This is a genomic window from Cedecea davisae (assembly GCF_044095835.1).
In the GTDB taxonomy this organism is placed as follows: Bacteria; Pseudomonadota; Gammaproteobacteria; order Enterobacterales; family Enterobacteriaceae; genus Cedecea; species Cedecea davisae.
The window spans coordinates 859,151-880,543 of the sequence record NZ_CP172054.1; the positions used below are offsets into that span (position 1 = coordinate 859,151).

Consider the following 21,393-nt stretch of genomic DNA (forward strand, 5'->3'; position numbering starts at 1 on the left):
AGTATAAACTGGTTTTATATACAGTAAAGTGGCCTGAGGCTTTTTTAGAATAATTTTTTTGACCAGCCGAGTTTTGAGCTTAATGTATTGAAATAGCTGTAATCTTTCGGGTGTATCAGGTTGAGGTGGTAGTCGCACCGGCGGATAAGCACGTCTTCCCCTTCCTGAATAGGCAGCGCAATCTGGCTGTCGCAGCTGATTTCAAGGTCGCTACGCATATGGGAAAAGCGCAGGCGGATGGTGCTGCTGCTGTTGATCACCAGCGGGCGTGCCGAAAGGGTGTGCGGGAACATTGGCACCAGGGTTATCGCATCCAGGGAAGGCGTCAGAATCGGGCCTCCGGCAGAAAGCGAGTAGGCGGTTGAGCCGGTAGGCGTGGAGATAATCAGCCCGTCCGATCGCTGGGAGAAGGCAAATATTTCGTCGATATACACTTCAAACTCAATCATATGCGCGACTTTACCGGGGTGCAGCACCACTTCGTTAATGGCGGTGCTGAGGCGCGTCGGCGTATCGTGCTGGCATACCTGAGCCTCCAGCAGAAAACGGCGTTCCGTAATGTAATGGCCTTCAAGCACGTCGGCCAGCTGCTGCTGAGCATTGTCCGGGTCGAGATCGGTGAGGAAACCTAAGTTGCCACGGTTAATGCCGATAACTTTTATGTCGTAGCGCGCCAGAACGCGAGCCGCGCCCAGCATATTGCCATCCCCGCCCACAACCACGGCTAAATCCGCCTGCTGGCCAATCTCCGCCAGCGTGCCGGTTTTCACCTGCTTGAGGTTAAGTTCCTGCGCAATTTGCTGTTCCACCATCACTTCATAGCCTTTGGCGCACAGCCAGCGATACAGCATTTCATGCGTGGTCAGGGCGGTGGGGTGACGCGGGTGCCCGACAATACCGATGCAGTTGAAATGTTTGTTCATTATCCTGGTGGTCCTTATTCGCAGACGTTCCTGTGACAATATGACAGGTTCCCTTGAAACCCTGAAACTGATCCCCATAATAAGCGAACCAGCGAGATGAATGCTAAAAACGCGGAGAATTTCATGAGTAGTAAAGAACAGAAAACACCTGGCGAGCAAGCCCCGGAAGATATTGCAATGGACCAGCACGATGAAGTCGAGGCCGTAGAAGGTGCCGATGTCGTGGATCCGCGCGACGAACAGATTGCTAATTTGCAGGCTCAACTGGCCGAATTAAAACAGCGCGAACGTGAAGCCGAGCCGCGCCATCAGGCGGAACTGGCAAACCTGCGTCGCCGTACCGAGCAGGATGTTGAGAAGGCACACAAGTTCGCACTGGAGAAATTCGTGAACGAACTGTTGCCGGTTATCGACAGCCTGGACCGCGCTCTGGAAGTTGCCGATAAAGCTAATCCGGATTTAGCGCCGATGATTGAAGGCATCGAACTGACCCAGAAATCTATGCTCGACGTGGTGCGTAAGTTTGGTGTTGAAGTGGTTGGCGAGACTAACGTGCCGTTTAACCCGGACGTTCACCAGGCTATCGCCATGGTCGAGTCTGCTGACGTTGCGCCGAATCATGTGCTGATGGTGATGCAGAAGGGTTACACCCTGAATGGCCGTACTATCCGCGCCGCGATGGTTTCAGTAGCAAAAGCCTGATAGCCACGCAAATAACAAAAGCCAGCCCTGCGGCTGGCTTTTTTGTCTCTACTGCTCCACGCTCTGGCGCAGCGGCTTAACGGGCGTCACGCGGACCTGCTTAATCATATTGTCCTGCACGTCGAGAATGTCGATGTCGTATTGCCCGAGGCGTATACGGGTTCCGATAGCCGGGATCTCCTGAATCTCTTCCAGCAGCATGCCGTTGACCGTGCGCGCATCGTCTTCCGGCAGCGTCCAGTTGAACGCTTTATTGAGCTCACGCACGTTTGCGCTGCCCTCGATAATCACCGACCCATCGTTTTGCGGCGTGACCTCTTCGGCCAGCGTCGGCGACATTGACGTTGTGAAGTCGCCCACAATTTCTTCAAGAATATCTTCGACCGTCACCAGGCCCTGAATATCGCCATATTCATCCACCACCAGGCCCACTTTCTTCTTATTCCTCTGGAACTTCACCAGCTGAATGTTGAGCGGCGTGCCTTCCGGAACAAAGTAAATTTCATCGGCGGCGCGCAGCATCACCTCTTTGGTGAACTCTTTTTTCTCGGTCATCAGGCGGTAAGCTTCGCGCAGGCGCAGCATGCCGATGGCGTCGTCCAGCGTGTCGCGGTAGAGCACAATGCGCCCGTGCGGGGAGTGGGTAAGCTGGCGAACGATAGCTTTCCAGTCGTCGTTAATATTGATCCCGACGATTTCGTTACGCGGCACCATGATGTCGTCGACGCTGACTTTTTCGAGATCAAGCACCGAGAGCAGCATGTCCTGATTACGCCTGGACATTTGTGAGCGGGATTCATGCACGATGGTGCGCAGCTCGTCTTTACTCAGCGCGGTGCTGATAATATGGTCGACTTTAATGCCGACCATGCGCATCAGCAGGCGGGTAATGGTGTTCAGCAGCCACACCAGCGGCATCATCAGGATTTGCAGCGGGCCGAGCAGCAGGCTGCTGGGGTAAGCGACCTTTTCCGGATAGAGTGCGGCGATGGTTTTCGGCAGCACTTCGGCAAAGACCAGCACAACAAAGGTCAGTACGCCGGTGGCAATGGCGACACCCGCATTTCCGTAAAGGCGAATGCCGACGATAGTGGCGAGGGCGGAAGCAAGAATATTGACCAGGTTATTGCCAATCAACACCAGGCTTATCAGGCGGTCCGGCTTGCGCAGCAGTTTTTCGACGCGCCTTGCCGCACGGTTTCCCTGCTTGGCCAGATGGCGCAGGCGATAGCGGTTTAACGTCATCATGCCGGTTTCAGAGCCGGAGAAGTACGCGGACACCACCACCATGATGATCAGCGTCACGATCAGCGTGGTGGTTGAAATGTGTTCCAAAAGTGGTTTCCTTTAAAAAGAATAAATTAGCTAACGAACTGTTGCAGCACGCGGCTGCCAAAATAGGCGAGGGTTAAAATACCCGCCCCGGCAACGTTGAACCATACAACGCGACGGCCGCGCCACCCTTCATGATAGTGCCCCCACAGCAGAATGACGTAGACGAACCAGGCGAGGATAGACAATACCGCCTTGTCGACGTTCTCCATGCTGAACAGGTTTTTCATGTAAAACAGGCCGGTACACAGCGTCAGGGTCAGCAGCACAACGCCGACCTGGGTGATGTGGAACATCTTACGTTCGATAACCATCAGCGGCGGCATTTCGGCGCTGAAGGCCAGCTTTTTGTTTTTTAACTGGTAATCAATCCAGGCCAGCTGCAGGGCGTAAAGCGCCGCAATAATTAGCGTAGCGTAGGAGAACAGCGACAGGCCGATATGCACCATCATGCCCGGCGTCGCTTCCAGGTGGGTGATGAATTCGTTCGGCATAAAGGTGGCCAGCGCCAGATTTATCAGGGCAAAGGCGTAAACAATAGGTAACAGTAGCCAGCCGCGGTTGCGGGACGCAACGATGGTCATCACGGTACAAATCATCAGGCTGACCAGCGAGCCGACGTTAAGCAGGCTGAGGTTTTGCCCGCCGTCGACGGAGAAGAAGCGAGCTTCCAGCGCCAGCGCGTGGCAGATAAGCGCAATCGCCGCTGATAAAATGGCAAAACGACGCCACCCGCTGTTCTTCCGCAGAAGACCGGGAATGATCAGCCCCAGGCTGACGGAGTAAGCAACAAGCGCAAGAATGGCGAAAACGGGCATATTTAAGGTGTCGGTCAAATTGGCCAGGGAAGAAAAAAATCAGTATAACGTTACCTGCCGCCTGCTCCAACCGTTGGATCACACCCGAGGCGGCTTCATGATATAATCCGCCAAATTCAGTTTTGTGTCGCAAGCTGCGGCCCCAGTTACCACGTTAGGCAAAATACCATGTTTGATAATTTAACAGACCGTCTGTCGCGTACCCTGCGCAATATTAGCGGCCGTGGGCGGCTAACCGAAGAAAACGTTAAAGAAACGCTGCGCGAAGTGCGCATGGCGCTGCTGGAGGCGGACGTTGCGCTGCCGGTCGTGCGCGATTTTATCAACCGCGTGAAAGAGAAAGCGGTAGGTCATGAGGTCAACAAAAGTCTGACCCCGGGCCAGGAATTCGTCAAAATCGTTCGCGCCGAGCTGGTTGCGGCGATGGGCGAAGAAAACAGCGCCCTGAACCTTGCGGCACAGCCTCCGGCCGTAGTGCTGATGGCGGGCCTGCAGGGTGCTGGTAAAACTACCAGCGTCGCTAAGCTGGGTAAGTTCCTGCGCGAGAAGCAGAAGAAAAAAGTGCTTGTAGTTTCCGCCGACGTTTATCGCCCGGCGGCGATTAAACAGCTGGAAACGCTGGCGCAGCAGGTTGAAGTAGACTTCTTCCCGTCCGACGCTCAGCAAAAACCTCTCGATATCGTTAACGCGGCGCTGAAAGAGGCGAAGCTGAAGTTCTATGACGTGCTGCTGGTGGATACCGCCGGTCGTCTGCACGTAGACGAAGCGATGATGGACGAAATCAAACAGGTTCACGCCGCGATTAAGCCGGTAGAGACGCTGTTTGTTGTCGATGCCATGACCGGCCAGGATGCGGCGAATACCGCGAAGGCGTTCAACGAAGCGCTGCCGCTGACCGGCGTGGTGCTGACCAAAGTGGACGGCGACGCCCGCGGCGGTGCGGCTCTGTCGATTCGCCATATCACCGGTAAGCCAATTAAATTCCTCGGCGTGGGTGAAAAAACCGAGGCGCTTGAGCCGTTCCACCCGGACCGTATTGCCTCCCGTATTCTGGGCATGGGCGACGTGCTGTCGCTTATCGAAGATATCGAAAGCAAGGTTGACCGCGCGCAGGCGGAGAAACTCGCCAGCAAGCTGAAGAAGGGCGACGGTTTCGATCTGAACGACTTCCTCGAGCAGCTCAAGCAGATGAAAAACATGGGCGGCATGGCGAGCATGATGAGCAAGCTTCCGGGCATGGGCCAACTGCCGGATAACGTGAAGTCCCAGATGGATGACAAAGTGCTGGTGCGTATGGAGGCCATTATTAACTCCATGACTCTGAAAGAGCGCGCCCAGCCGGAAATAATTAAAGGTTCCCGCAAGCGCCGTATCGCGCAGGGTTCCGGTATGCAGGTGCAGGACGTTAACCGCCTGCTGAAGCAGTTCGACGACATGCAGCGCATGATGAAGAAAATGAAGAAAGGCGGCATGGCGAAAATGATGCGCGGCATGAAAGGCATGATGCCGCCAGGTTTCCCAGGGCGATAAGCTATTTCGATTGCTTTTTACGCCGAAATGAGTAAAATTTTCGGGCTTTTAATATGACACCTGGCTCCGTCCCTCGATGGGGCCGGGTGTTTTATTCACTAAAGAGGATGTTATGGTAACTATTCGTTTAGCACGTCACGGCGCTAAAAAGCGTCCGTTCTACCAGGTTGTCGTTACTGATAGCCGTAATGCACGTAACGGTCGCTTCATTGAGCGCGTTGGTTTCTTCAACCCTATCGCTAACGAGAAAGAAGAAGGCGTTCGCCTGGATCTGGATCGCGTAGCACATTGGGTTGGCCTGGGCGCAACCGTTTCTGATCGCGTAGCTACGCTGATCAAAGAAGCAAAGAAAGCAGCTTAATCTGTCACGGTGGTCATGATGAGCAAGCAACTCGCCGCACAGGCACCTGTTAACCCAATTGTATTGGGCAAGATGGGCTCCTCCTACGGTATTCGTGGTTGGCTCAGAGTGTTTTCCTCCACCGAAGACGCCGAAAGCATTTTTGACTACCAGCCCTGGTTTATCCAGCGCGGCGGTCAGTGGCAGCAAGTACAGCTGGAAGGCTGGAAGCACCACAATCAGGATCTGATCATCAAGCTGCAAGGCGTTGACGATCGGGATGCCGCGAACCTGCTGACCAATTGTGAAATTGTCGTGGATTCAACGCAACTGCCGGCTCTTGAAGCGGGTGACTACTACTGGAAAGACCTGATGGGCTGCCAGGTAGTGACGACTCAGGGGTATCAGCTCGGTAAAGTCATCGACATGATGGAAACCGGCTCTAATGACGTTCTCGTCATCAAGGCAAACCTGAAGGATGCATTTGGCATCAAGGAGCGGCTGGTTCCGTTCCTCGATGGGCAGGTTATCAAGAAAGTCGATCTCGCTACTCAAACCATTGAAGTAGATTGGGATCCTGGTTTTTAAACCTCCGGAATCATACGGTAATAGCTAGCGTAATGGGGATTGGCTTGTGTTTATTGGTGTAGTTAGCCTGTTTCCTGAGATGTTCCGCGCAATTACCGATTACGGGGTAACTGGCCGGGCAGTAAAAAATGGCCTGCTGAGCATTCAGAGCTGGAGTCCTCGTGACTTCACTTATGACCGACACCGTACCGTGGACGACCGTCCTTACGGCGGCGGACCGGGAATGCTCATGATGGTGAATCCTTTGCGGGAAGCCATCCACGCAGCGAAAGCGGCGGCAGGGGAAGGTGCTAAGGTTATCTATCTTTCACCTCAGGGGCGCAAGCTTGATCAAGCGGGCGTCAGTGAACTGGCAACAAACGAGAAGCTAATTCTGGTTTGCGGCCGTTACGAAGGGATCGATGAGCGCGTTATCCAAACCGAAATTGACGAAGAATGGTCAATCGGCGATTACGTTCTCAGCGGCGGTGAGCTACCAGCGATGACGCTGATTGACTCGGTATCCCGGTTTATTCCGGGCGTGCTGGGGCATGAAGCATCGGCAAGCGAAGATTCGTTTGCCGAAGGGTTGCTGGACTGCCCTCACTACACCCGTCCTGAAGTGCTGGACGGCATGGAAGTACCGGCGGTATTGCTGTCGGGGAACCATGCGGAGATTCGCCGTTGGCGCCTGAAACAGTCGCTGGGCCGTACCTGGCTTAGAAGACCTGAACTTCTGGAAAACCTGGCTCTGACTGAAGAGCAAGTAAGGTTGCTGGCTGAGTTCCAGCGGGAACATAAACAGCAGCAACATAAACATGATGGGAAGGCGTAAGCCCCCGAATATCAGTTTACCCAGGATAAGAGATTAAATTATGAGCAACATTATTAAGCAACTTGAACAAGAACAGATGAAACAGGATGTACCTTCCTTCCGTCCGGGCGACTCCGTGGAAGTGAAAGTATGGGTCGTTGAAGGTTCTAAAAAACGTCTGCAGGCATTTGAGGGCGTGGTTATCGCTATCCGTAACCGCGGTCTGCACTCTGCATTCACTGTTCGTAAAATTTCCAACGGCGAAGGTGTTGAGCGCGTATTCCAGACTCACTCCCCGGTAATCGACAGCATTACCGTTAAACGTCGTGGTGCCGTTCGTAAAGCTAAACTGTACTACCTGCGTGAGCGTACCGGTAAGTCTGCTCGTATCAAAGAGCGTCTTAACTAAGATTCGCTTAGGCGACATCCAAAAAGTTAAAGTGAAACAAGGGGTTGGCGATATGTCAGCCCCTTTTTATTTTTCTGTGTCCACATAATGCCCATGTGAGTTATCTTTATGTCCACGCACGTCCATTCCTCAGATATAAAAAAACCTGCTTTCGCAGGTCTTTTCTCACATCCATAGAATCTGTTGGCCGGTTCTGGTTGGGTGGGGTGGGGCGGGGTTAACTTCGCCAGGTTTCACTATGTATCTAGCGAGCGATTCATGGGTCACGAACGTGCATCCACAATTCAGGTTTTGGCATTGATGGTATCTTTCTTTTGTCTCACGGCTCAGATAACGACTCGATCTTGCGTGAGCTGAGTCCTGGCATAACGGGCAGTGCATCATTTTGTTTATTCCCCCTCGCGCTGATATGAAGTGGATAATAAACTCGAAACTTACATTTGCAAGTTATTGTTTGCTTTTTTAGCTTCGGCTCTCAGCCTCGTAATCAACGTCTTTTAACTTCACCTCAAGCTCTAAACCCGTCGTGTAGCCGTTATTGTTGAGAGAGTGTGTTACCTTCGTGATTGTCCAGTCCTGCTCGTCTATGACGCGCTTAAAGCCCGATACGCTTGCCGGGGTTTCCGGGTAAATGTCTGCCCGACCTACAGCCAGCGAGATGGAAAATTCCGCAACTCCGCGCTGCAACTTATCCCACTTCGCCTGGGCGGCGCGTATGGCCTGCGCCTTTGTCGCGTAGATGGTCGTCAGGGCGAGTACATTATCCTCAGTGCCGGTCATGTATTCCCCCTCTCGCGCCTCCTGCTCTTTTACCTTTTTCTCTTTTGCCTTGCTCACCGGCTTTGCTTTCGGATGCTCCAGTGCGCGCAGATGCCGCTCTTTAGGTTTGCGCTTAACCTTCACCGCCTGTTTTTGCTTTTCCGGTTTCGGGTCTTTGGTATGTAACCATTTGGCCGTAACGCCGGTGTATGCCCCCCGGTCAGCGATGGCAAAGCTATGCCGGTCGCCGGAGCTGCGCTTAATGGTGATTGCCGGGATAGCTTTACCGCTGGCTGTGGTTCCACTCCCGGCTTTGAGCATCAGCAGTCGGCCGGCTTTGACCATAATCTCCGCACCGTTACGCTCGGCAAGCCGGGTCAGGAATTTAGCGTCGGACTCCTGCGCCTGGTCGATATGTGGAATTTTAATATCCTGCAACTCATAAGCGACTGCTGGTTTCAGCTTGTTGCGCTCGGCGATGGTCGCCACAATCTCCCCGAGTGTGGTGTCGTGATATGAAGTCTCCCGACGTGAGTTAAGCGAGCCGCGAAAATCTGCACTACGCGCCCGAATAGTCACCTCATCCGGCGCGCCCCGGTGTTCAATCTCATCGACCGTAAACTGCCCCTTACCAATAAGCGCCTCACCTTTCCAGCCGAGAAACAGCGCCAGCACGGCACCGCGCAACGGGAGCTCAATCAGGCCGTCGCTGTCGTCGAGCTCAATATCGAGCTGGTCAGCCTCGAAACCGCGATTATCTGTCATTGTCAGGCTGATAAGCCGTTTACTGATATTCTGCGTGATATCGTTATTTTCCAGACGCAGCATAAAGGCGGGCGTGGCCGTTGCCCCGGCATCGGATAAAATAGTATTCAGCATCAGAATAATCCCCCCACAGTGTTTTTTAGTTTTGAAGCCATATCTCCGGTCATTTCCCCGGCCTTTCCGACCAGGCTTTCGGCCTGTTTTCCGATATCACCAAACATGCTCGCGAGTGACTCATCAACGCGCGTGAGCTCGAGCGTAAAGTCGATTTTCCTCGCGGTGCCGTCGCTGAAAAATTCGGTATTTGTTTTGCGCACTGAGTTAATGACAAACATCCCGTAAATGTTGCCGGTTCCCTCAATCAGCGACCAGGCTTTACCTTCTTCGGCCATCAGTTGCACGGCCAGCAGCGAGAGTCTGCCGCCGGTCAACTCCGGGTAAAGCGTACCGTTCAGCGTTATCTTTTCTTCATCCACGCCGAGAAACTGAAAAGCGGGTCGCTGGCCGACCCGGCTGTTTGACGGCCAGCGCCAGCTCGTTTCATGCTGCATTGACTGGTACGGCAGGGTCTGGCGCATAAACACAAAAAGACCGAGTGCGAGCATCATTGTTATTCCTCCTTAGCCGTCCGTCTGCATGTTTGAGCGCTGGCGCGCACGTTTTTCACGTTCTATCTTTTCTACCGCGTCGCGCATCTGACGGTCTAGGTCATGCCCCGGCATGCCGCCGCCCTGCAAAGTGATGTTGTATTCGCTTCGGCTGTTGTCGGTATATGAGCGGCCACCAGGCGCGGTAACAGGCTGGTATGCTGGCTGGCCGCTGCCCGGCAGGGGGATATTTGCACCACCGGTCGCCACCGAATAATTCCCGCTGCTACCTGGCACATTCGCCCCGCCGGTTGCGAGGTCTCCCGCCGTCTTGTTGATTTCTCCCGACTCTTTGTTAATCACACCGAGCTTTTCCAGCACCCAGGTGATTCCATCTTTCAGCAGTTTAAAAGCGTTGAGCGGTGCCAGCAGCGCGTTAGCCAGTGCCTCACCGAACATCACCCCGGCGCTTTTGCAGGAGTCGAGCGTTTCCTGAGTTGATTTCACCGGCGCAACAAGGTTTTTGAACCACTGCCACGCGGCCTGTAATTTCTCACCCAGCCAGTCGAATACCGGCTTTAGCGGCTCGAACAGCTCGGCAACCGGAGCAAATGCCGCTTTGAGCCCCTCCATCACCCCACCAAAGAAAGCACTGATGGGCTCCCAATATTTACGGATAAGCAGCGCCCCGGCGACAATAGCCGCCACCACGGCCACTACCGGCCAGGTGATCGCCCCGAGAATGGTCATGATTGCGCCCCCGGCCACCGTGAAAATGGTTCCCATCACGCTGACGGCGGCAATGATGGCATTGATACCGGCAATCACCGGCCAGGCAACCAGGCCGATAGCCCCAATCACGCCAATCAGTGCCAACGCGCCGGTTGTGATAGTAAACAGGGTTTTAGTCAGTTCCGGGTTGGCTTTTGTCCAGGCTCCGACCTTAGTCAGCCAGTCATTGGCAGCTACGGTCAGGCGACGCAGCGCAGAGTCCTGCTTCTCAAACACCTCAATCTGTAAATCTTCCCAGGCTGATGCGAGGTTTTTTAAATCGCCATCAAGGTTATCTGTCTGGATTTTGGCTATACGCTCGGTAGTGCCGCCGGAGTTTTTAATCTCTGCGCGCTTGTTGTCGAGTGATCCATTTCCGGCGGCGGCCACAAGTTTAATTGCACCCTTCATCGCCTCCTCGCCGAAGATAACTTTCAGGTATTCGCCTTTATCTGCCGTACCAAATTTATTTTTTATAAAGGAGCTGTTGATTGGTTTGAGTATTTTCTCGACCGGCAGCATGTTCCCTTTGTTGTCGCGGGTTTTGACGCCGAGCTCGCTGAGCGCGGATGTTGCCTTTCCGACGGGAGCCTGCAAACGGTTGAAAATGGCACTGGCACTTGTCCCTGCCATCGAGCCCTTGATGCCGTTATCCGCCAGAATGCCGAGCATGGCCGTCGTATCTTCAATGCTGGCTCCGGCAGCTTCTGCAATTGGGGCAACGTATTTCATCGCTTCGCCGAGCTCAACCAGCCCGGTGTTGGATGAGGTAAATCCCTTAGTCATTACGTCGGCGACACGGGTAATTTCCGTCGTACTGAGGTTAAAGGCCGACTGCATATTGGTGATGATGTCGGCCGCTTCGGCAATATCGACATCGGCGGCCAGGCTCAGGTTGACCGTTGAGCCCGTGGCGGCGAGCACGTCATCAGCTTTATAGCCTGAGCGGGCGAGCGTGGTCTGGGTGCGCGCTACGTCACCCGGTGAAAATGCCGTTGTCGCACCAATATCACGCGCCTGTTTGCGGATAAGCGCTAGCTTTTCATCATCTTTGTCCTGCCCGAGAATGGCCTGCGTGCCTGACATTTGTTTATCAAAGCCAATGCCCGGCGCAATAAAGCGCGCGGCACCATAAAGCCCGGAGGTTGCAACGCCTGCCCCGACCGCCCCGGCGTTCCTGACGCTGGCCGATAACTCTTTTCCTGATTCGTAACGTTTTTTCGCGGCGCTCAGTTTTGCCTGCTGCGCACTGACTCGCGCCAGTGCTTCACGCTGTCGGTTGAGCTGGGCGGTTGTCTCACCAATGGAGGTTTTGAGGCGACGCTCATCATTCGCCAGGGTACGGGTATTTATCCCGGCCTGAGCCAGCTCCTGCCGCTGGCGCTGCACCGATTGCCGGAGGCTGTTGTGTTTGAGCTGGAGCTCGGAGGCGCTTCGGCGCGCGGCCTCCATTGCGCGCGATTGCGCGAGGGTAGGCTGTTCGGTGTTTTTGAACTGCACCGCCAGCGCGGCCGCTTCCTGCTTTGCCTGTTTCAGAGCCTGACCGGTGACCGCCAGCTGTGCGCTGGCCTTGCGGAAGCCCTCAATTTTTGAGGCCTGGCCGTTTAGCTCGCGCAGTGATTTTTGAGAATCCCGGATATCCCCGGACAGCGATTTACTCGCTGTCTGGATGGATTTAAGCGGGCGGGTCGCCTGGTCAACTGCTTTGAGTAAAACCTGCAACTTAACGTTATTACTCATTCGTGTTTCCGCTTCGCTGGAGCGCTTTTTCGCGCCATGAAAGGAGCTCGGTCACGCTCATCGGGTAAAGCTCGGAGGGCGGCCAATGGAAAATGACCGCAATATCCGCGATAAGGTCGTCTACCGAGAATTTCTCAGGGAAATTTAAACCGCCGAACTCGGTGCCAAAAAACCAATCACCTTTCCGGCCAGGGCAACCATATCCGGCAACTCCAGCGCCGCGACCTCCTGCTCGGTCAGGTTCGGATAGGTCATGCGCGGCAGCACTTTAATCAGCGCGTTAACGTCCGAGTTAGCCACATCAGCCAGCGATACGCCGCGCAATGTGCCGGTATTGGGTTTAATCAGCGTGATGGATGCAATGACCTGTTCACCACGTTTAATCGGGTTTTCCAGGGTGACAATATTGTCGGTATTTTTTGCCGCTGCGGCGGCTTTGGCTGCTTTAGTCATAACGTTCTCTTTTTCGTCAAAGTGGGGTAAACCGGCGAGCACTGTTACCCGCCGGTAAAGGGGTTAAACCAGGCCGATATTGCGGCGATGCTGTTCCAGTCGGTCGACGCCGTTCACCTTTTCGATGGCGTTCAGTACGTCAATCTCAACGACTTCTTTCCCGTTGATGGTGAGCTTGAAGTAAGTGCAGATAACCGGCAGTTTCCCCTCGGTTTTCTCGCCCTGCTTGTTCTCGCCGGTGTCCATCTCTTTAATTTTGAAACGGGTCACGACTTCGACCGGCACCGTTTCGCCGGTATCGTCACGCTGATATGAGCCCGCATAGCGCAGCGGCTCACCGGCACCAACCGCGCCGTACAGCGACCAGATAGCCTCATCCGGGAAACCGCCGAATGTGAGCTCCATCGAGAGCGCATCGTCGTCGAGTCCAAAATCCATCGGGGCGGCGCCATTCATCCCGGCGCCGCGATACATCTCCAGCTTTCGGGTCAGCTTCGGCAGCGTTACGGCGCTGATAACGCCGAGGTAGCTGAAACCGTTGATGAAAACATTCATCATTTTTAACGTGCGGGGCATTGCCATTTAGTCGGCTCCTTAGCTGTTGACCGCTGAGACCAGGTTAACGAGATATTTGTCGGTAATGCGCTGGCGCAGGGTCAGGTTTTCGAGCGGCGGCACCGGTGTAAAGTCGTAATCGAGGATAAGCTTGCCGCCTTTCAGGCTTTCTTTATCGTTGGCGCTTTCGTCAAACCAGCAGGTTGCGCCGACGATGTAACCCGCCGTAGCCATCTCGCGGAATTTGGCGTTGATGCCCTCAATAATGTCTTTGATTAGCGTCGGCGTGACGGGCTTATCCACCGCCCACATATGCCCCTCGGCCATCGTATCGGCGATGACCTGCGCGGTGCGGGTGTAGTTCTCGAAGAGGAATAATGGGTCATCAGAGCAGCAGCGGTTACCCCAGAAACGAAATCCGTCTTTGCGGATTAACGTGGTAATCCCGGCCTCATTCAGCAGGTCGGCATCGGTGCCGGATTCCTGCAAATCCCAGAACACAGACGCGCTGATGCCGGTCACGCCCTGAACGCCAACGTTTGACAGGGTTTTATGCCAACCGACGGCCTGGTCGATGTAAGCGCGCAGGCCGAGGGCGCGTGCGGTTGCGTATGCCGTGGCGCTGACACTGGTAACCGTGTCCCAGGCAATAAAATCCGGCCAGATAAGCATTAATTCACGCTGGCTGAAATTCTCGCGGTACTTGATAACGTCTGAGATGGTTTTGCAGCCCCAGGCGCTGATATAACCGAATGCGCGGAGCTTCTTGCAGACCGATGCCAGCTCGACCGCCACCTCCTTTGTATCGAGCCCCGGCACGCCGAGAATACGTGGCTTAACGCCGGTTACCGCCTCGGCAGTCAGCAGTGCTTTTAGTCCGGTGTATTTGCCGTTCTCATCCGTAGTGCCGATGATGTTGGAAATGGTCTCAGCCCGTGCGGCCTCTTCGTCGTCGCCAGTTCCCTCGGCGACACGTACAACAACGATCACCGGTTTGGCCTGGTCGGCGATAGCCTGCAACGAAGCGGCAAGGGTGCCTGTTTTACCGGCTTTCGCAATGGCGCTCTGCACATTGGTAATCAGTACCGGCTCATTGAGCGGGAATGTTTTTTCGTCGGCATCGCTGGCCGTGCAGACCATACCGACAATCGCCGTTGAAACGGTGGAAATGACGCGCGTGCCGTCGTTAACTTCGACGACCTGGACGCCATGATGGTAATCACTCATCCGGTTTACTCCGTGGTGTTTGGGTGAGTGTTATTTTCTGATGTGAGGCGGGAGGGGGCGAGCTGTCAGGGTTTTGCTGTCGGTAGCACAACCGGGAAAAGAAAAACGCCCTCGGTTGAGGGCGCAGTTATCAGGCCGGGAGCTCCGGCCATGTGATTTGCGGTGCATTTTTCGCATCGATACGACTGAGCAGCACCCGGTATTTCATCCATTCAGTCAGGCGAGCAGCCTCCTCATCGGTCGCCATCCCCAGCTTGACCGCATCGCCCAGTGTCGCGATTGCTACCGAGGCATCGGTAAGGCGCTTTTCCCTTTCGCTTTCAGCCTGAAAAATCAATTCAGCGTCGCTGACCTTGCGAGCGACAATTCGCCCCCTGGCGAATATCCAGCCACCGCGAATGTCGAATCCCTCCGGTAGTGCCGCAGTTTCAACGATATCAAACCCAACCGGGTAAAGATGAGATGCATTCTCAGAGACTGAGCGCACAATCCGGGTCTCAGGCTCAACACAGCATTTATATTTCTTTGTGAATTTATTTACTGAGTCGTAAAAATCGAGACCGTTTTCATCAATGTAATACATCACATCCTTGCCGAATTTCTGTTCTTCCGGGACGTAGCGTTTTACGTTTTTAAGTTCCATATTTACCCTCCGATTTGCACCCACGCTCCACCTCTTGAAACAAGAATGGGCTTGTAATAAACACCGCCGATGTTATCCGCTGAATTACTCCCCGTATCCTGGACGGCAATGCCAGTAAACACGCATCCGGGGGGAGCGCCAAAAGTCCATGAGATGTTATTTGCAGCAGGACCATGAAAGCCTTGCGCACCCAACGTTACGTCAGAAACAAACGACTGAAACACCCATGAAGTTCCGGCAACCCATGACAGATCGAGCGGAGGAGGGTTGTTGGGCGAGTAAACCCGCACAGCCCCTCCTGATTCGAACACTCCACCGGTGGCCACAGTGTTATTCCCGGAAACAACATCTCCTGGGCTACTGAATTTCCCGTCATTTGGGTTAAATATCCACGTACTGTCTTTATATGTGCTGTTGCCCTGGTCGCAGAGAATATGCAGGCATGCACTCGGGAAATTTGCACCACCGGATACAAGCGCGCCGTAACTAATTGATGCCATATAGCCCAGATTTTTCGTTTGCACCGTGGCTTTTGTCATCGGCAAAAATACATTTCCTTCGGCCGTATACCCGGCTGAATAAAACAGCGCGCGGCGGTCGGCTATTTGCGCCCAGAAACCGCCTGCGCCCGGCCAGGCACCATCTTTTGTGCCGTAATGGTCGGAGTTCTCAAGATAACCAACGCTACCGCCCGCAGCCGAAACCGCGCCGACATCTGCGGAAGTGGGCTTATTCTCCGTTGTGTAGAAAGTCGTCCATTTACTCCATTTTTTAACATCACCATTTTGCGTTCGCAGGCGCACAAGTCCCGGAGTGTCGTAGCTTGCGGCAAGCTGGACGTCATAGCCTCCACTAAGCCCAGAGTAACCAAGTACCGAGGCGCTAAAACCTGGAGCATTTTTGGCGCTTGAATAAGTAAAACTCACCGCATTTGTCGGCAAATCGTTAGCGTCTAAAACATCGGCGGTGGCATTTTCCCCTGCCGCCCTGGTGCTCCTCACGGCAATAGCATTGCCCGTCAACATCGCTTTACCTGGCGTCACATCGTCTCTCGACGTCTGCGCATCAAGCAACGCCGCAGATTTGAGACCAAGCGCCCGCCGTGCCTTTGTTTTATCCGGCACGTCTTCAAGATTGTTGATTGTTAGCAGACGCGAATCAGCGTTTTTGTCAGCGGCGGCAGCAGCGTCCACCGCTACTTTTACGGCTTTTGGCGTGGCGGCCAGTTCTTCGCTGTCGCTGTCGGTCGCGCCACTCAGTTGCACAAAGCCTTTTTCTTTCAGCGTTGCGTCGGGGTGATTGCGTGATTTAGCGTGTTTGTCGAGCGCGTCGTCGACGTAATCTTTTGTTGCCGTCACTGTTGAGCTGTCAATCTGCAACTCGACCGAGGCCAGATTGCTGACCGCAATCACCATTCGTACGGTTGACGCACGCCCGGAGCCCTCTTCGAGCAGGGGCTTATAGCTCTCGGCCATGTTGGCTACTGCGATGAGCAAGCCCTCGCTGTCATAGAGCCCAAGCTCACGCATCCAGAAACCACCCCGGTTCGGGGGGATAATCATCTCGGCCACAACGCAGTTAGCATACTTAGGATGCGGCGTTATTGTGTTGATAAGTTCGCGGTATACTTCACGCACCAGGGCGGTTTGCTCCGGTTTCGGTTCGGGCAACGCGCCACCCCCGTCACCCACCGCCATTTCGGTAAAAATGACTTTATTCCCGTCAGGCGGCAAACCGGCGGCCAGCTTTTGCACCCCGGCATTGGTAAGAACAGTTTTAAATTTTTGGCTCATTTCAGTAGCTCCATTTCGGGGTAAACCGTCACAATCTCGCCGTCGTAATACGTGCCACCGACGTACAAATCACCCGCGATTTCCTGAATGATGTTCAGGCCAATCAGGTGACGGCTCGCAGCTTTGGCATCAGCGATAAGGCGCTCCATTTCCTGATACATTTCCTCCGTGATACCGCTTTCCAGTACGCCAATATCCAGGCGGAACGTGCCGGGCTCGTCGTCTGTCTCCCACCATTCAGTGACCTTAATCATGTAGCCCAACGGTTCGACCACGCGCCGGATAGCGCCGATAGTGCCTTTGCGCCGGTGGATGAAATACGCCGCGCTCACCACATTCCGCTTTACCGCTTCCGTCCAGCCCTCATCCCAGCGGTCAACGGAAAATGCCCAGGCTAAATACGGGAGCAGGCTTACCGGGCAGGTGTCCGGGTTCCAGAGCGTGCGCAGCTGTATCGGTGTCTTGTTGATATCAGCCAGCGCGCGCGCGGCGGCCACTTCCAGCGGCGAGGAGCCAACCGGCAGCAGGCGGTTATCATTCATCAGAGCCCCCGTCTTTCAGCGAGTATTCGGTGCAGAAAGAAGCCTGATGACGGGCGAGTACGATATCGGCCAGCGGAGAAGCCAGCTCGACACGCTGCACCCCTTCAACGTGCAGTGCGCCGTAAATGGCCGACAACCGGATATCCCGTCCGAGTCGATGCTGCGCCGAGATATAGCGCCGAATTTGCTTCTCGGCGGCGGCCTTAATCGGGGCGGCTTCGGGACCAGGGAAAAAGTAAAGTGTGGCGTCAATCTGGTAGGGAACAATCTCGGCAGCCTGCACGGTCACACGGTCAGCCACCGGGCGCACGTCCTCCCCGTTCAGCGCTTTCTCCACGACCGCAACCAGGTCTGCCCCTGCGGTGCCGTTCCCCTCGCGCGACAACACGGTAATCGTGACGCACGCCGGTGACGGGCTTTCGACCGAGATATCGGCGACCCGCCCGTCAGCGCTGAGGCCATGATACTCATACGCCCCGACCGGACCGGCCACGCTCATTCCCTCGAATGCCCGTTGTGCGCGCAACCGCAAATCGCTGTCGGACTCCATCACGGCAGGCTTCGGCGGAATGGTGGTGTTGTCTGCCGGGCTCAATACCAGGCGCGCGGTATTGTTGTTTGCTGCCATTACATCGAGATCGTCTCCGTTCGCGTAAGCCAGCATGACCGCCCGGGCGGCCTCATTCACACGCTGGCGCAGAATCACTTCGCGATAAGCGTTCTCCTGTAACAGCTTGACGATGGGCTCGGACTCCAGCTCAAGCGTCCGGGCAATAGCGTCCTGCTGCTCTTCCGGGTAAAGCGAGATTAACGTCGCTTTGCGCTCGGCAAGGATGGTTTCAAAATCAAGCTCCTCAACGATTTCAGGCGCAGGGAGCTGGCTCAGGTCGATAGTTGGCATGGTCTCAGCTCAAAGGAATAGAAAGGGATAGGCTTGCGCCCGAGTCGGTAAATTCGCCGGTAATATCAACGACCATTGCGCCGTTAAACCGGGTCTCAAAGGTGATGCCGGTGAGCCTGACGCGAGGCTCCCATTTCAGGATTGCCATATAGCAGGCAGCCATGATTTGCAGGCGCAGCGCGTCGTTCTGGGGCTGGTCAGTCAGGGCAGACAATAGCGAGCCATACTGGCGGCGCATCACGCGCGAGCCGACCGGCGTGATAAGAATGTCGCGGATGCTTTGCCGGATGTGCTCCGCATCGCTGACGCTCAGACCGGTGGTCTGATTCATGCCGAGATAACGGGCGGTCATTGGATGCCCTCCGTCATATCACCGCCGCGCTTAACGCCGCCGTGATCGTGTTTATCAACCTGCACGCCGTTGGAAGTGAACGAGCCGCCGGAATGCGCGATGTTGCCGCCCATCTTCCCGCCTTTCTGCACGTCCAGCGTGGCGCACGTCAGCTTATTGGTGCAGACCACTTCCGGCGTATCGAGCGTGACGCGGGTTTCGGCTTTGATAGTCACAATCGGCACAGAGGCGGTCAGTGATTCGGACGCAGTGATATCAGCGGTTTTAATCCCGCGCACGGTCAGGGTGCTGGTTTCGGGCTCGTACTCAATCACCGCGCCATCAGGAAAGGTAATGTGCAGTGCATCAGCCGAGGCAGAGGGGGCGGGATGGTCATCGGAATAAATGCCTGGCAGAACAAACGCCGTATCGAGCTCACCACCGACGGCCAGAATCATGACCTGCTCGCCGACCGAGGGAGCCCACCAGGTGCGGGAGCGTCCTGCGCGCGATGCCAGCCACTGGAGCCAGTCGGTTACGTTGCCGCCGGTCTGGACACGGCAGCGCCCCGTTTCCGTGTCGACTTCAACAACGACACCGGTACGGATGAGGTTGCGCAGCGTGCGCGCCAGTTCCTGGATATTTGCGAGAGTATTCATAGTGGAAAGGATGCCGCCGGGACTATCCGGCGGCAATCGGGCGGGGTTTTGTCAGGGCTGGTACAACGGTTATTCAGAAAGGTGATGGATTATCACACTCTCAACGAGCTGGCGGTCATCAGCACTGAAGCCGAGAAGTTGACGCGCCGGGTACTGGATTTCACGCGCCGCCGGATTGGGCTTGTCCTTTAACCCCTCCTGATGCACACGCGCCATGCGCTGCACCCGGCCAGCAAACTCCACCGCCGCAGCCTCATCGCTGCCGGTGGCTTTCATGTAGCGATTGGTGCGCAGCTTTGCGAACATTTCCCGTTTAATACGGCCTTTCTTGCTCTTCACCGGCTGGCGCTTTCGTGCCGCATATGGCTTGCCGTCGGGGTCTTTCTGCGTATTTATCCGCTGCTGCTGCCGGGTGCGCAGCTTTTTGGCTATTTCCCCGGCCATCCTGCGGCGGCCAGCCGGTGACAGGTTTGCAATCAGCGCGGCGAGTTTGTCATCAAACGCCCTGAGCTCATCCATTACCAGGCTTCCTCCTGCGGCTCAGGTGCGTAACTCACATGCAATGCGCCGTCATCTGTCTCCCGGACTATGGTGCGCTCGGTCAGGCGCAGGCTGATGCTGATATCAATGCTGCTGTCATTATTGATATCAGCGAACCAGGTGAACCCGCGCTTTTGCCCCTCGGTTGTGGTCATGATATCCGACTGATGGGTACGCACCCATTTCAGGACAGGCACCAGAATGTAATCAATATCGCCGGTGTAATCGGTCACGATCACATTGAGGGTGTATCGCTTCACAAATGACAGGGAAGCGGCAATGGTGGCATCAATTGACCCCTCATCGGCAAAAATGCGCATCATTGAGGGGTTGGTCGCCACCCCAGGCACTGCCTCAGTGAGGACTTTTTTCAGGCTGGCTTGTTTGTGCATCGAGATTATCCTGACAGTTTTTCACCGTTTCCACCTGGGCGGCGCAGCTCACCCAGGCGCTTTCGAGCTGGCGATTATCCGCGAGCAAATCGCCGTTAATGCGGGGCTGACTGGCCGGGAGTTTGCACAACGACACTTTCGGACAGCCATTGTAAATAATCGGCTGTGGTATCAAAGGCGGGGCGTTCTGACAGCCGGATAACATCAGCAGGTAAAGCAGTGTCATACCATTCGCGAAGTGTTTTATTTTCATTGAGTAGCCTCGTAATCGTGTTGCTTCTACGCCCGGCCAGTGCCTCAGCCGTTGCCAGTTTGTTTCTCAAGTCCACCTGCGCCCGCTCATTGCGGTCAGTCATTCGGGCGGCAACGTTGAGCTGGTTTTTCAGCATGATGTTTTGTGTTTTCTGCTCACCGGCTACCCGGTTTGCTTTCTCAAATGAGCGGGTCAGCGTGGTGTTTTCGTGGCGCATCCACAGCAGCCCGAGCACGGCCAGGGCAAGAAGTACAATCAGCGTTTTCATGCCATCACCCCGCCAGCCTTGCGATATACGGCAACCAGGGATTCGAGGTTGTGCTCGCGCTGGCCGTAACCGGCACCCGGCAACGACGCCCAGATATTACGGCAGCGGGAAATAGCACGCTCAACTCGCCCCTGCTTAATATCCTCCAGCGCGCCACGCTCACGGATAAGCTGAATAGCGAGCTTGTCCTGCGATGCAGGGCTAAAGTCAGGCAACCCGAGCTGCTGCTGGTAGTGCGGCCAGAATAAATAAAGCTGCTGATAACGCCCGGACGCCGTAGATTTTTCTCCGCGCCGGTTAAATACTTTCGCTGGCCTGCCACTGGCAAACGGATGATCGTGATAATCGGTAAAAATCTCCGGCTTGCCATCCATGCCGGTGACAATCACGTCATAACCGCGATTTTTCGTCAGCGAATGGGTGGCGGTTCCCTCGGCATATGCCAGCATATCGAGGAATGCTGCGATGTTTGGGTGCGTATTAATTACCGGCATCCTGCTCCCCCTTTTTGGATTTAAAGCGGCGCTGTATAGCAATTTCAACGACCTGATAACCGGCAATGCCAAGCATTGAGCCCACACCACATACCGCCGGAAGTGACATATCCGGGAACTGAACCAGTACGACACCGGCCACCATCGAGACGAAGCCACCCAGGAGCATGCGCCCGATGAACAGGCGCGGCGTGATGGGCTCACCCCCAGCCAGCACCTTACCCACAACAATCATCATTCCCATCACGAACAGCGTCAGTACGCTTTTTTCACCCTCAGACATAA

At 55.1% G+C, this 21,393-nt stretch carries 29 protein-coding genes; 6 read left to right on the plus strand and 23 right to left on the minus strand.

Annotated elements, in window-relative coordinates:
• Positions 1 to 44: 44 nt before the first annotated feature.
• On the minus strand, positions 45 to 923 hold the full coding sequence (gene nadK / locus ACG1VR_RS04545) for an NAD(+) kinase (protein ID WP_008458177.1): 879 nt from the start codon (positions 921 to 923) through the stop codon (positions 45 to 47).
• A gap of 123 nt (positions 924 to 1,046) precedes the next feature.
• Here nadK and grpE point away from each other — a divergent pair, with 123 nt between their 5' ends.
• The gene (grpE, locus tag ACG1VR_RS04550; protein WP_039898695.1) at positions 1,047 to 1,625 is read left to right on the plus strand and encodes a nucleotide exchange factor GrpE; all 579 of its coding nucleotides are present in this window, start codon (positions 1,047 to 1,049) and stop codon (positions 1,623 to 1,625) included.
• A 48-nt stretch (positions 1,626 to 1,673) separates the two neighbouring features.
• On the opposite strand, the gene ACG1VR_RS04555 is transcribed toward grpE, so the two are convergent.
• Together ACG1VR_RS04555 and ACG1VR_RS04560 are read right to left on the minus strand one after the other, a co-directional pair.
• Complete coding sequence (locus ACG1VR_RS04555) at positions 1,674 to 2,960, minus strand: HlyC/CorC family transporter (protein WP_016537889.1); 1,287 nt, start codon at positions 2,958 to 2,960, stop codon at positions 1,674 to 1,676.
• A 26-nt stretch (positions 2,961 to 2,986) separates the two neighbouring features.
• Positions 2,987 to 3,775 carry an inner membrane protein YpjD gene (locus ACG1VR_RS04560; protein ID WP_016537888.1) on the minus strand — a complete coding sequence of 263 codons (789 nt, stop codon included), beginning with the start codon at positions 3,773 to 3,775 and terminating at the stop codon, positions 2,987 to 2,989.
• 168 nt (positions 3,776 to 3,943) lie between these two features.
• Here ACG1VR_RS04560 and ffh point away from each other — a divergent pair, with 168 nt between their 5' ends.
• The 5 genes from ffh (at position 3,944) to rplS (ending at position 7,435) form a co-directional block, all read left to right on the plus strand.
• Positions 3,944 to 5,305 carry a signal recognition particle protein gene (gene ffh, locus ACG1VR_RS04565; RefSeq protein ID WP_016537887.1) on the plus strand — a complete coding sequence of 454 codons (1,362 nt, stop codon included), beginning with the start codon at positions 3,944 to 3,946 and terminating at the stop codon, positions 5,303 to 5,305.
• A gap of 112 nt (positions 5,306 to 5,417) precedes the next feature.
• A complete protein-coding gene (gene rpsP, locus ACG1VR_RS04570; protein WP_039899404.1) occupies positions 5,418 to 5,666 on the plus strand; it encodes a 30S ribosomal protein S16 in 249 nt (82 codons plus the stop codon).
• An 18-nt stretch (positions 5,667 to 5,684) separates the two neighbouring features.
• Positions 5,685 to 6,233: a ribosome maturation factor RimM gene (gene rimM / locus ACG1VR_RS04575; protein ID WP_039898692.1), complete on the plus strand. Its 549-nt coding sequence runs from the start codon at positions 5,685 to 5,687 to the stop codon at positions 6,231 to 6,233.
• Between the two features lie 46 nt (positions 6,234 to 6,279).
• Positions 6,280 to 7,047, plus strand: coding sequence for a tRNA (guanosine(37)-N1)-methyltransferase TrmD (gene trmD, locus ACG1VR_RS04580; RefSeq protein WP_279051239.1), 768 nt, complete (start codon positions 6,280 to 6,282; stop codon positions 7,045 to 7,047).
• Positions 7,048 to 7,087: 40 nt separating this feature from the next.
• Positions 7,088 to 7,435 (plus strand): 50S ribosomal protein L19, encoded by a 348-nt coding sequence (gene rplS / locus ACG1VR_RS04585; RefSeq protein WP_008458168.1) that lies wholly within the window; start codon positions 7,088 to 7,090, stop codon positions 7,433 to 7,435.
• A gap of 165 nt (positions 7,436 to 7,600) precedes the next feature.
• Here rplS and ACG1VR_RS04590 read toward each other — a convergent pair whose 3' ends face one another.
• The 20 genes from ACG1VR_RS04590 to ACG1VR_RS04685 form a co-directional block, all read right to left on the minus strand.
• Positions 7,601 to 7,819 carry a DNA-binding transcriptional regulator gene (locus ACG1VR_RS04590; protein WP_216374182.1) on the minus strand — a complete coding sequence of 73 codons (219 nt, stop codon included), beginning with the start codon at positions 7,817 to 7,819 and terminating at the stop codon, positions 7,601 to 7,603.
• Positions 7,820 to 7,897: 78 nt separating this feature from the next.
• Complete coding sequence (locus tag ACG1VR_RS04595; protein WP_395490315.1) at positions 7,898 to 9,073, minus strand: phage late control D family protein; 1,176 nt, start codon at positions 9,071 to 9,073, stop codon at positions 7,898 to 7,900.
• On the minus strand, positions 9,073 to 9,567 hold the full coding sequence (locus tag ACG1VR_RS04600; protein ID WP_395490316.1) for a phage tail protein: 495 nt from the start codon (positions 9,565 to 9,567) through the stop codon (positions 9,073 to 9,075). Before ACG1VR_RS04600 ends, ACG1VR_RS04595 begins: the two co-directional genes overlap by 1 nt.
• A gap of 12 nt (positions 9,568 to 9,579) precedes the next feature.
• The gene (locus ACG1VR_RS04605) at positions 9,580 to 12,057 is read right to left on the minus strand and encodes a phage tail tape measure protein (protein ID WP_395490317.1); all 2,478 of its coding nucleotides are present in this window, start codon (positions 12,055 to 12,057) and stop codon (positions 9,580 to 9,582) included.
• Positions 12,050 to 12,169 carry a GpE family phage tail protein gene (locus ACG1VR_RS04610; protein ID WP_216374371.1) on the minus strand — a complete coding sequence of 40 codons (120 nt, stop codon included), beginning with the start codon at positions 12,167 to 12,169 and terminating at the stop codon, positions 12,050 to 12,052. The genes ACG1VR_RS04605 and ACG1VR_RS04610 overlap by 8 nt, the downstream gene beginning before the upstream one ends.
• 32 nt (positions 12,170 to 12,201) lie before the next feature.
• Positions 12,202 to 12,510, minus strand: a complete 309-nt coding sequence (locus tag ACG1VR_RS04615; RefSeq protein ID WP_395490318.1) for a phage tail assembly protein — start codon at positions 12,508 to 12,510, stop codon at positions 12,202 to 12,204.
• A 63-nt stretch (positions 12,511 to 12,573) separates the two neighbouring features.
• Positions 12,574 to 13,092, minus strand: coding sequence for a phage major tail tube protein (locus ACG1VR_RS04620; protein WP_395490319.1), 519 nt, complete (start codon positions 13,090 to 13,092; stop codon positions 12,574 to 12,576).
• Positions 13,093 to 13,104: 12 nt separating this feature from the next.
• Positions 13,105 to 14,292, minus strand: a complete 1,188-nt coding sequence (locus ACG1VR_RS04625) for a phage tail sheath protein (protein WP_395490320.1) — start codon at positions 14,290 to 14,292, stop codon at positions 13,105 to 13,107.
• 130 nt (positions 14,293 to 14,422) lie between these two features.
• Positions 14,423 to 14,935 (minus strand): tail fiber assembly protein, encoded by a 513-nt coding sequence (locus ACG1VR_RS04630; protein ID WP_395490321.1) that lies wholly within the window; start codon positions 14,933 to 14,935, stop codon positions 14,423 to 14,425.
• 2 nt (positions 14,936 to 14,937) lie between these two features.
• Entirely contained in the window at positions 14,938 to 16,728 is a 1,791-nt protein-coding gene (locus ACG1VR_RS04635) for a phage tail protein (RefSeq protein WP_395490322.1), read from the minus strand.
• Entirely contained in the window at positions 16,725 to 17,270 is a 546-nt protein-coding gene (locus tag ACG1VR_RS04640) for a phage tail protein I (protein ID WP_395490323.1), read from the minus strand. Before ACG1VR_RS04640 ends, ACG1VR_RS04635 begins: the two co-directional genes overlap by 4 nt.
• Positions 17,263 to 18,171 carry a baseplate assembly protein gene (locus tag ACG1VR_RS04645; protein WP_395490324.1) on the minus strand — a complete coding sequence of 303 codons (909 nt, stop codon included), beginning with the start codon at positions 18,169 to 18,171 and terminating at the stop codon, positions 17,263 to 17,265. Before ACG1VR_RS04645 ends, ACG1VR_RS04640 begins: the two co-directional genes overlap by 8 nt.
• A gap of 4 nt (positions 18,172 to 18,175) precedes the next feature.
• On the minus strand, positions 18,176 to 18,523 hold the full coding sequence (locus tag ACG1VR_RS04650; RefSeq protein ID WP_395490325.1) for a GPW/gp25 family protein: 348 nt from the start codon (positions 18,521 to 18,523) through the stop codon (positions 18,176 to 18,178).
• On the minus strand, positions 18,520 to 19,161 hold the full coding sequence (locus ACG1VR_RS04655; RefSeq protein WP_395490326.1) for a phage baseplate assembly protein V: 642 nt from the start codon (positions 19,159 to 19,161) through the stop codon (positions 18,520 to 18,522). Before ACG1VR_RS04655 ends, ACG1VR_RS04650 begins: the two co-directional genes overlap by 4 nt.
• Positions 19,162 to 19,230: 69 nt before the next feature.
• Positions 19,231 to 19,680, minus strand: a complete 450-nt coding sequence (locus ACG1VR_RS04660; protein ID WP_395490327.1) for a phage virion morphogenesis protein — start codon at positions 19,678 to 19,680, stop codon at positions 19,231 to 19,233.
• Positions 19,680 to 20,093, minus strand: a complete 414-nt coding sequence (locus ACG1VR_RS04665) for a phage tail protein (RefSeq protein ID WP_395490328.1) — start codon at positions 20,091 to 20,093, stop codon at positions 19,680 to 19,682. The genes ACG1VR_RS04660 and ACG1VR_RS04665 overlap by 1 nt, the downstream gene beginning before the upstream one ends.
• Complete coding sequence (gene lysC, locus ACG1VR_RS04670) at positions 20,056 to 20,298, minus strand: Rz1-like lysis system protein LysC (protein WP_395490329.1); 243 nt, start codon at positions 20,296 to 20,298, stop codon at positions 20,056 to 20,058. The genes ACG1VR_RS04665 and lysC overlap by 38 nt, the downstream gene beginning before the upstream one ends.
• On the minus strand, positions 20,189 to 20,614 hold the full coding sequence (gene lysB, locus ACG1VR_RS04675) for an Rz-like lysis system protein LysB (protein WP_395490330.1): 426 nt from the start codon (positions 20,612 to 20,614) through the stop codon (positions 20,189 to 20,191). The genes lysC and lysB overlap by 110 nt, the downstream gene beginning before the upstream one ends.
• A complete protein-coding gene (locus ACG1VR_RS04680) occupies positions 20,611 to 21,108 on the minus strand; it encodes a glycoside hydrolase family protein (protein WP_216374167.1) in 498 nt (165 codons plus the stop codon). Before ACG1VR_RS04680 ends, lysB begins: the two co-directional genes overlap by 4 nt.
• On the minus strand, positions 21,095 to 21,391 hold the full coding sequence (locus ACG1VR_RS04685) for a phage holin family protein (RefSeq protein WP_216374166.1): 297 nt from the start codon (positions 21,389 to 21,391) through the stop codon (positions 21,095 to 21,097). The genes ACG1VR_RS04680 and ACG1VR_RS04685 overlap by 14 nt, the downstream gene beginning before the upstream one ends.
• Between the last annotated feature and the right edge of the window lie 2 nt (positions 21,392 to 21,393).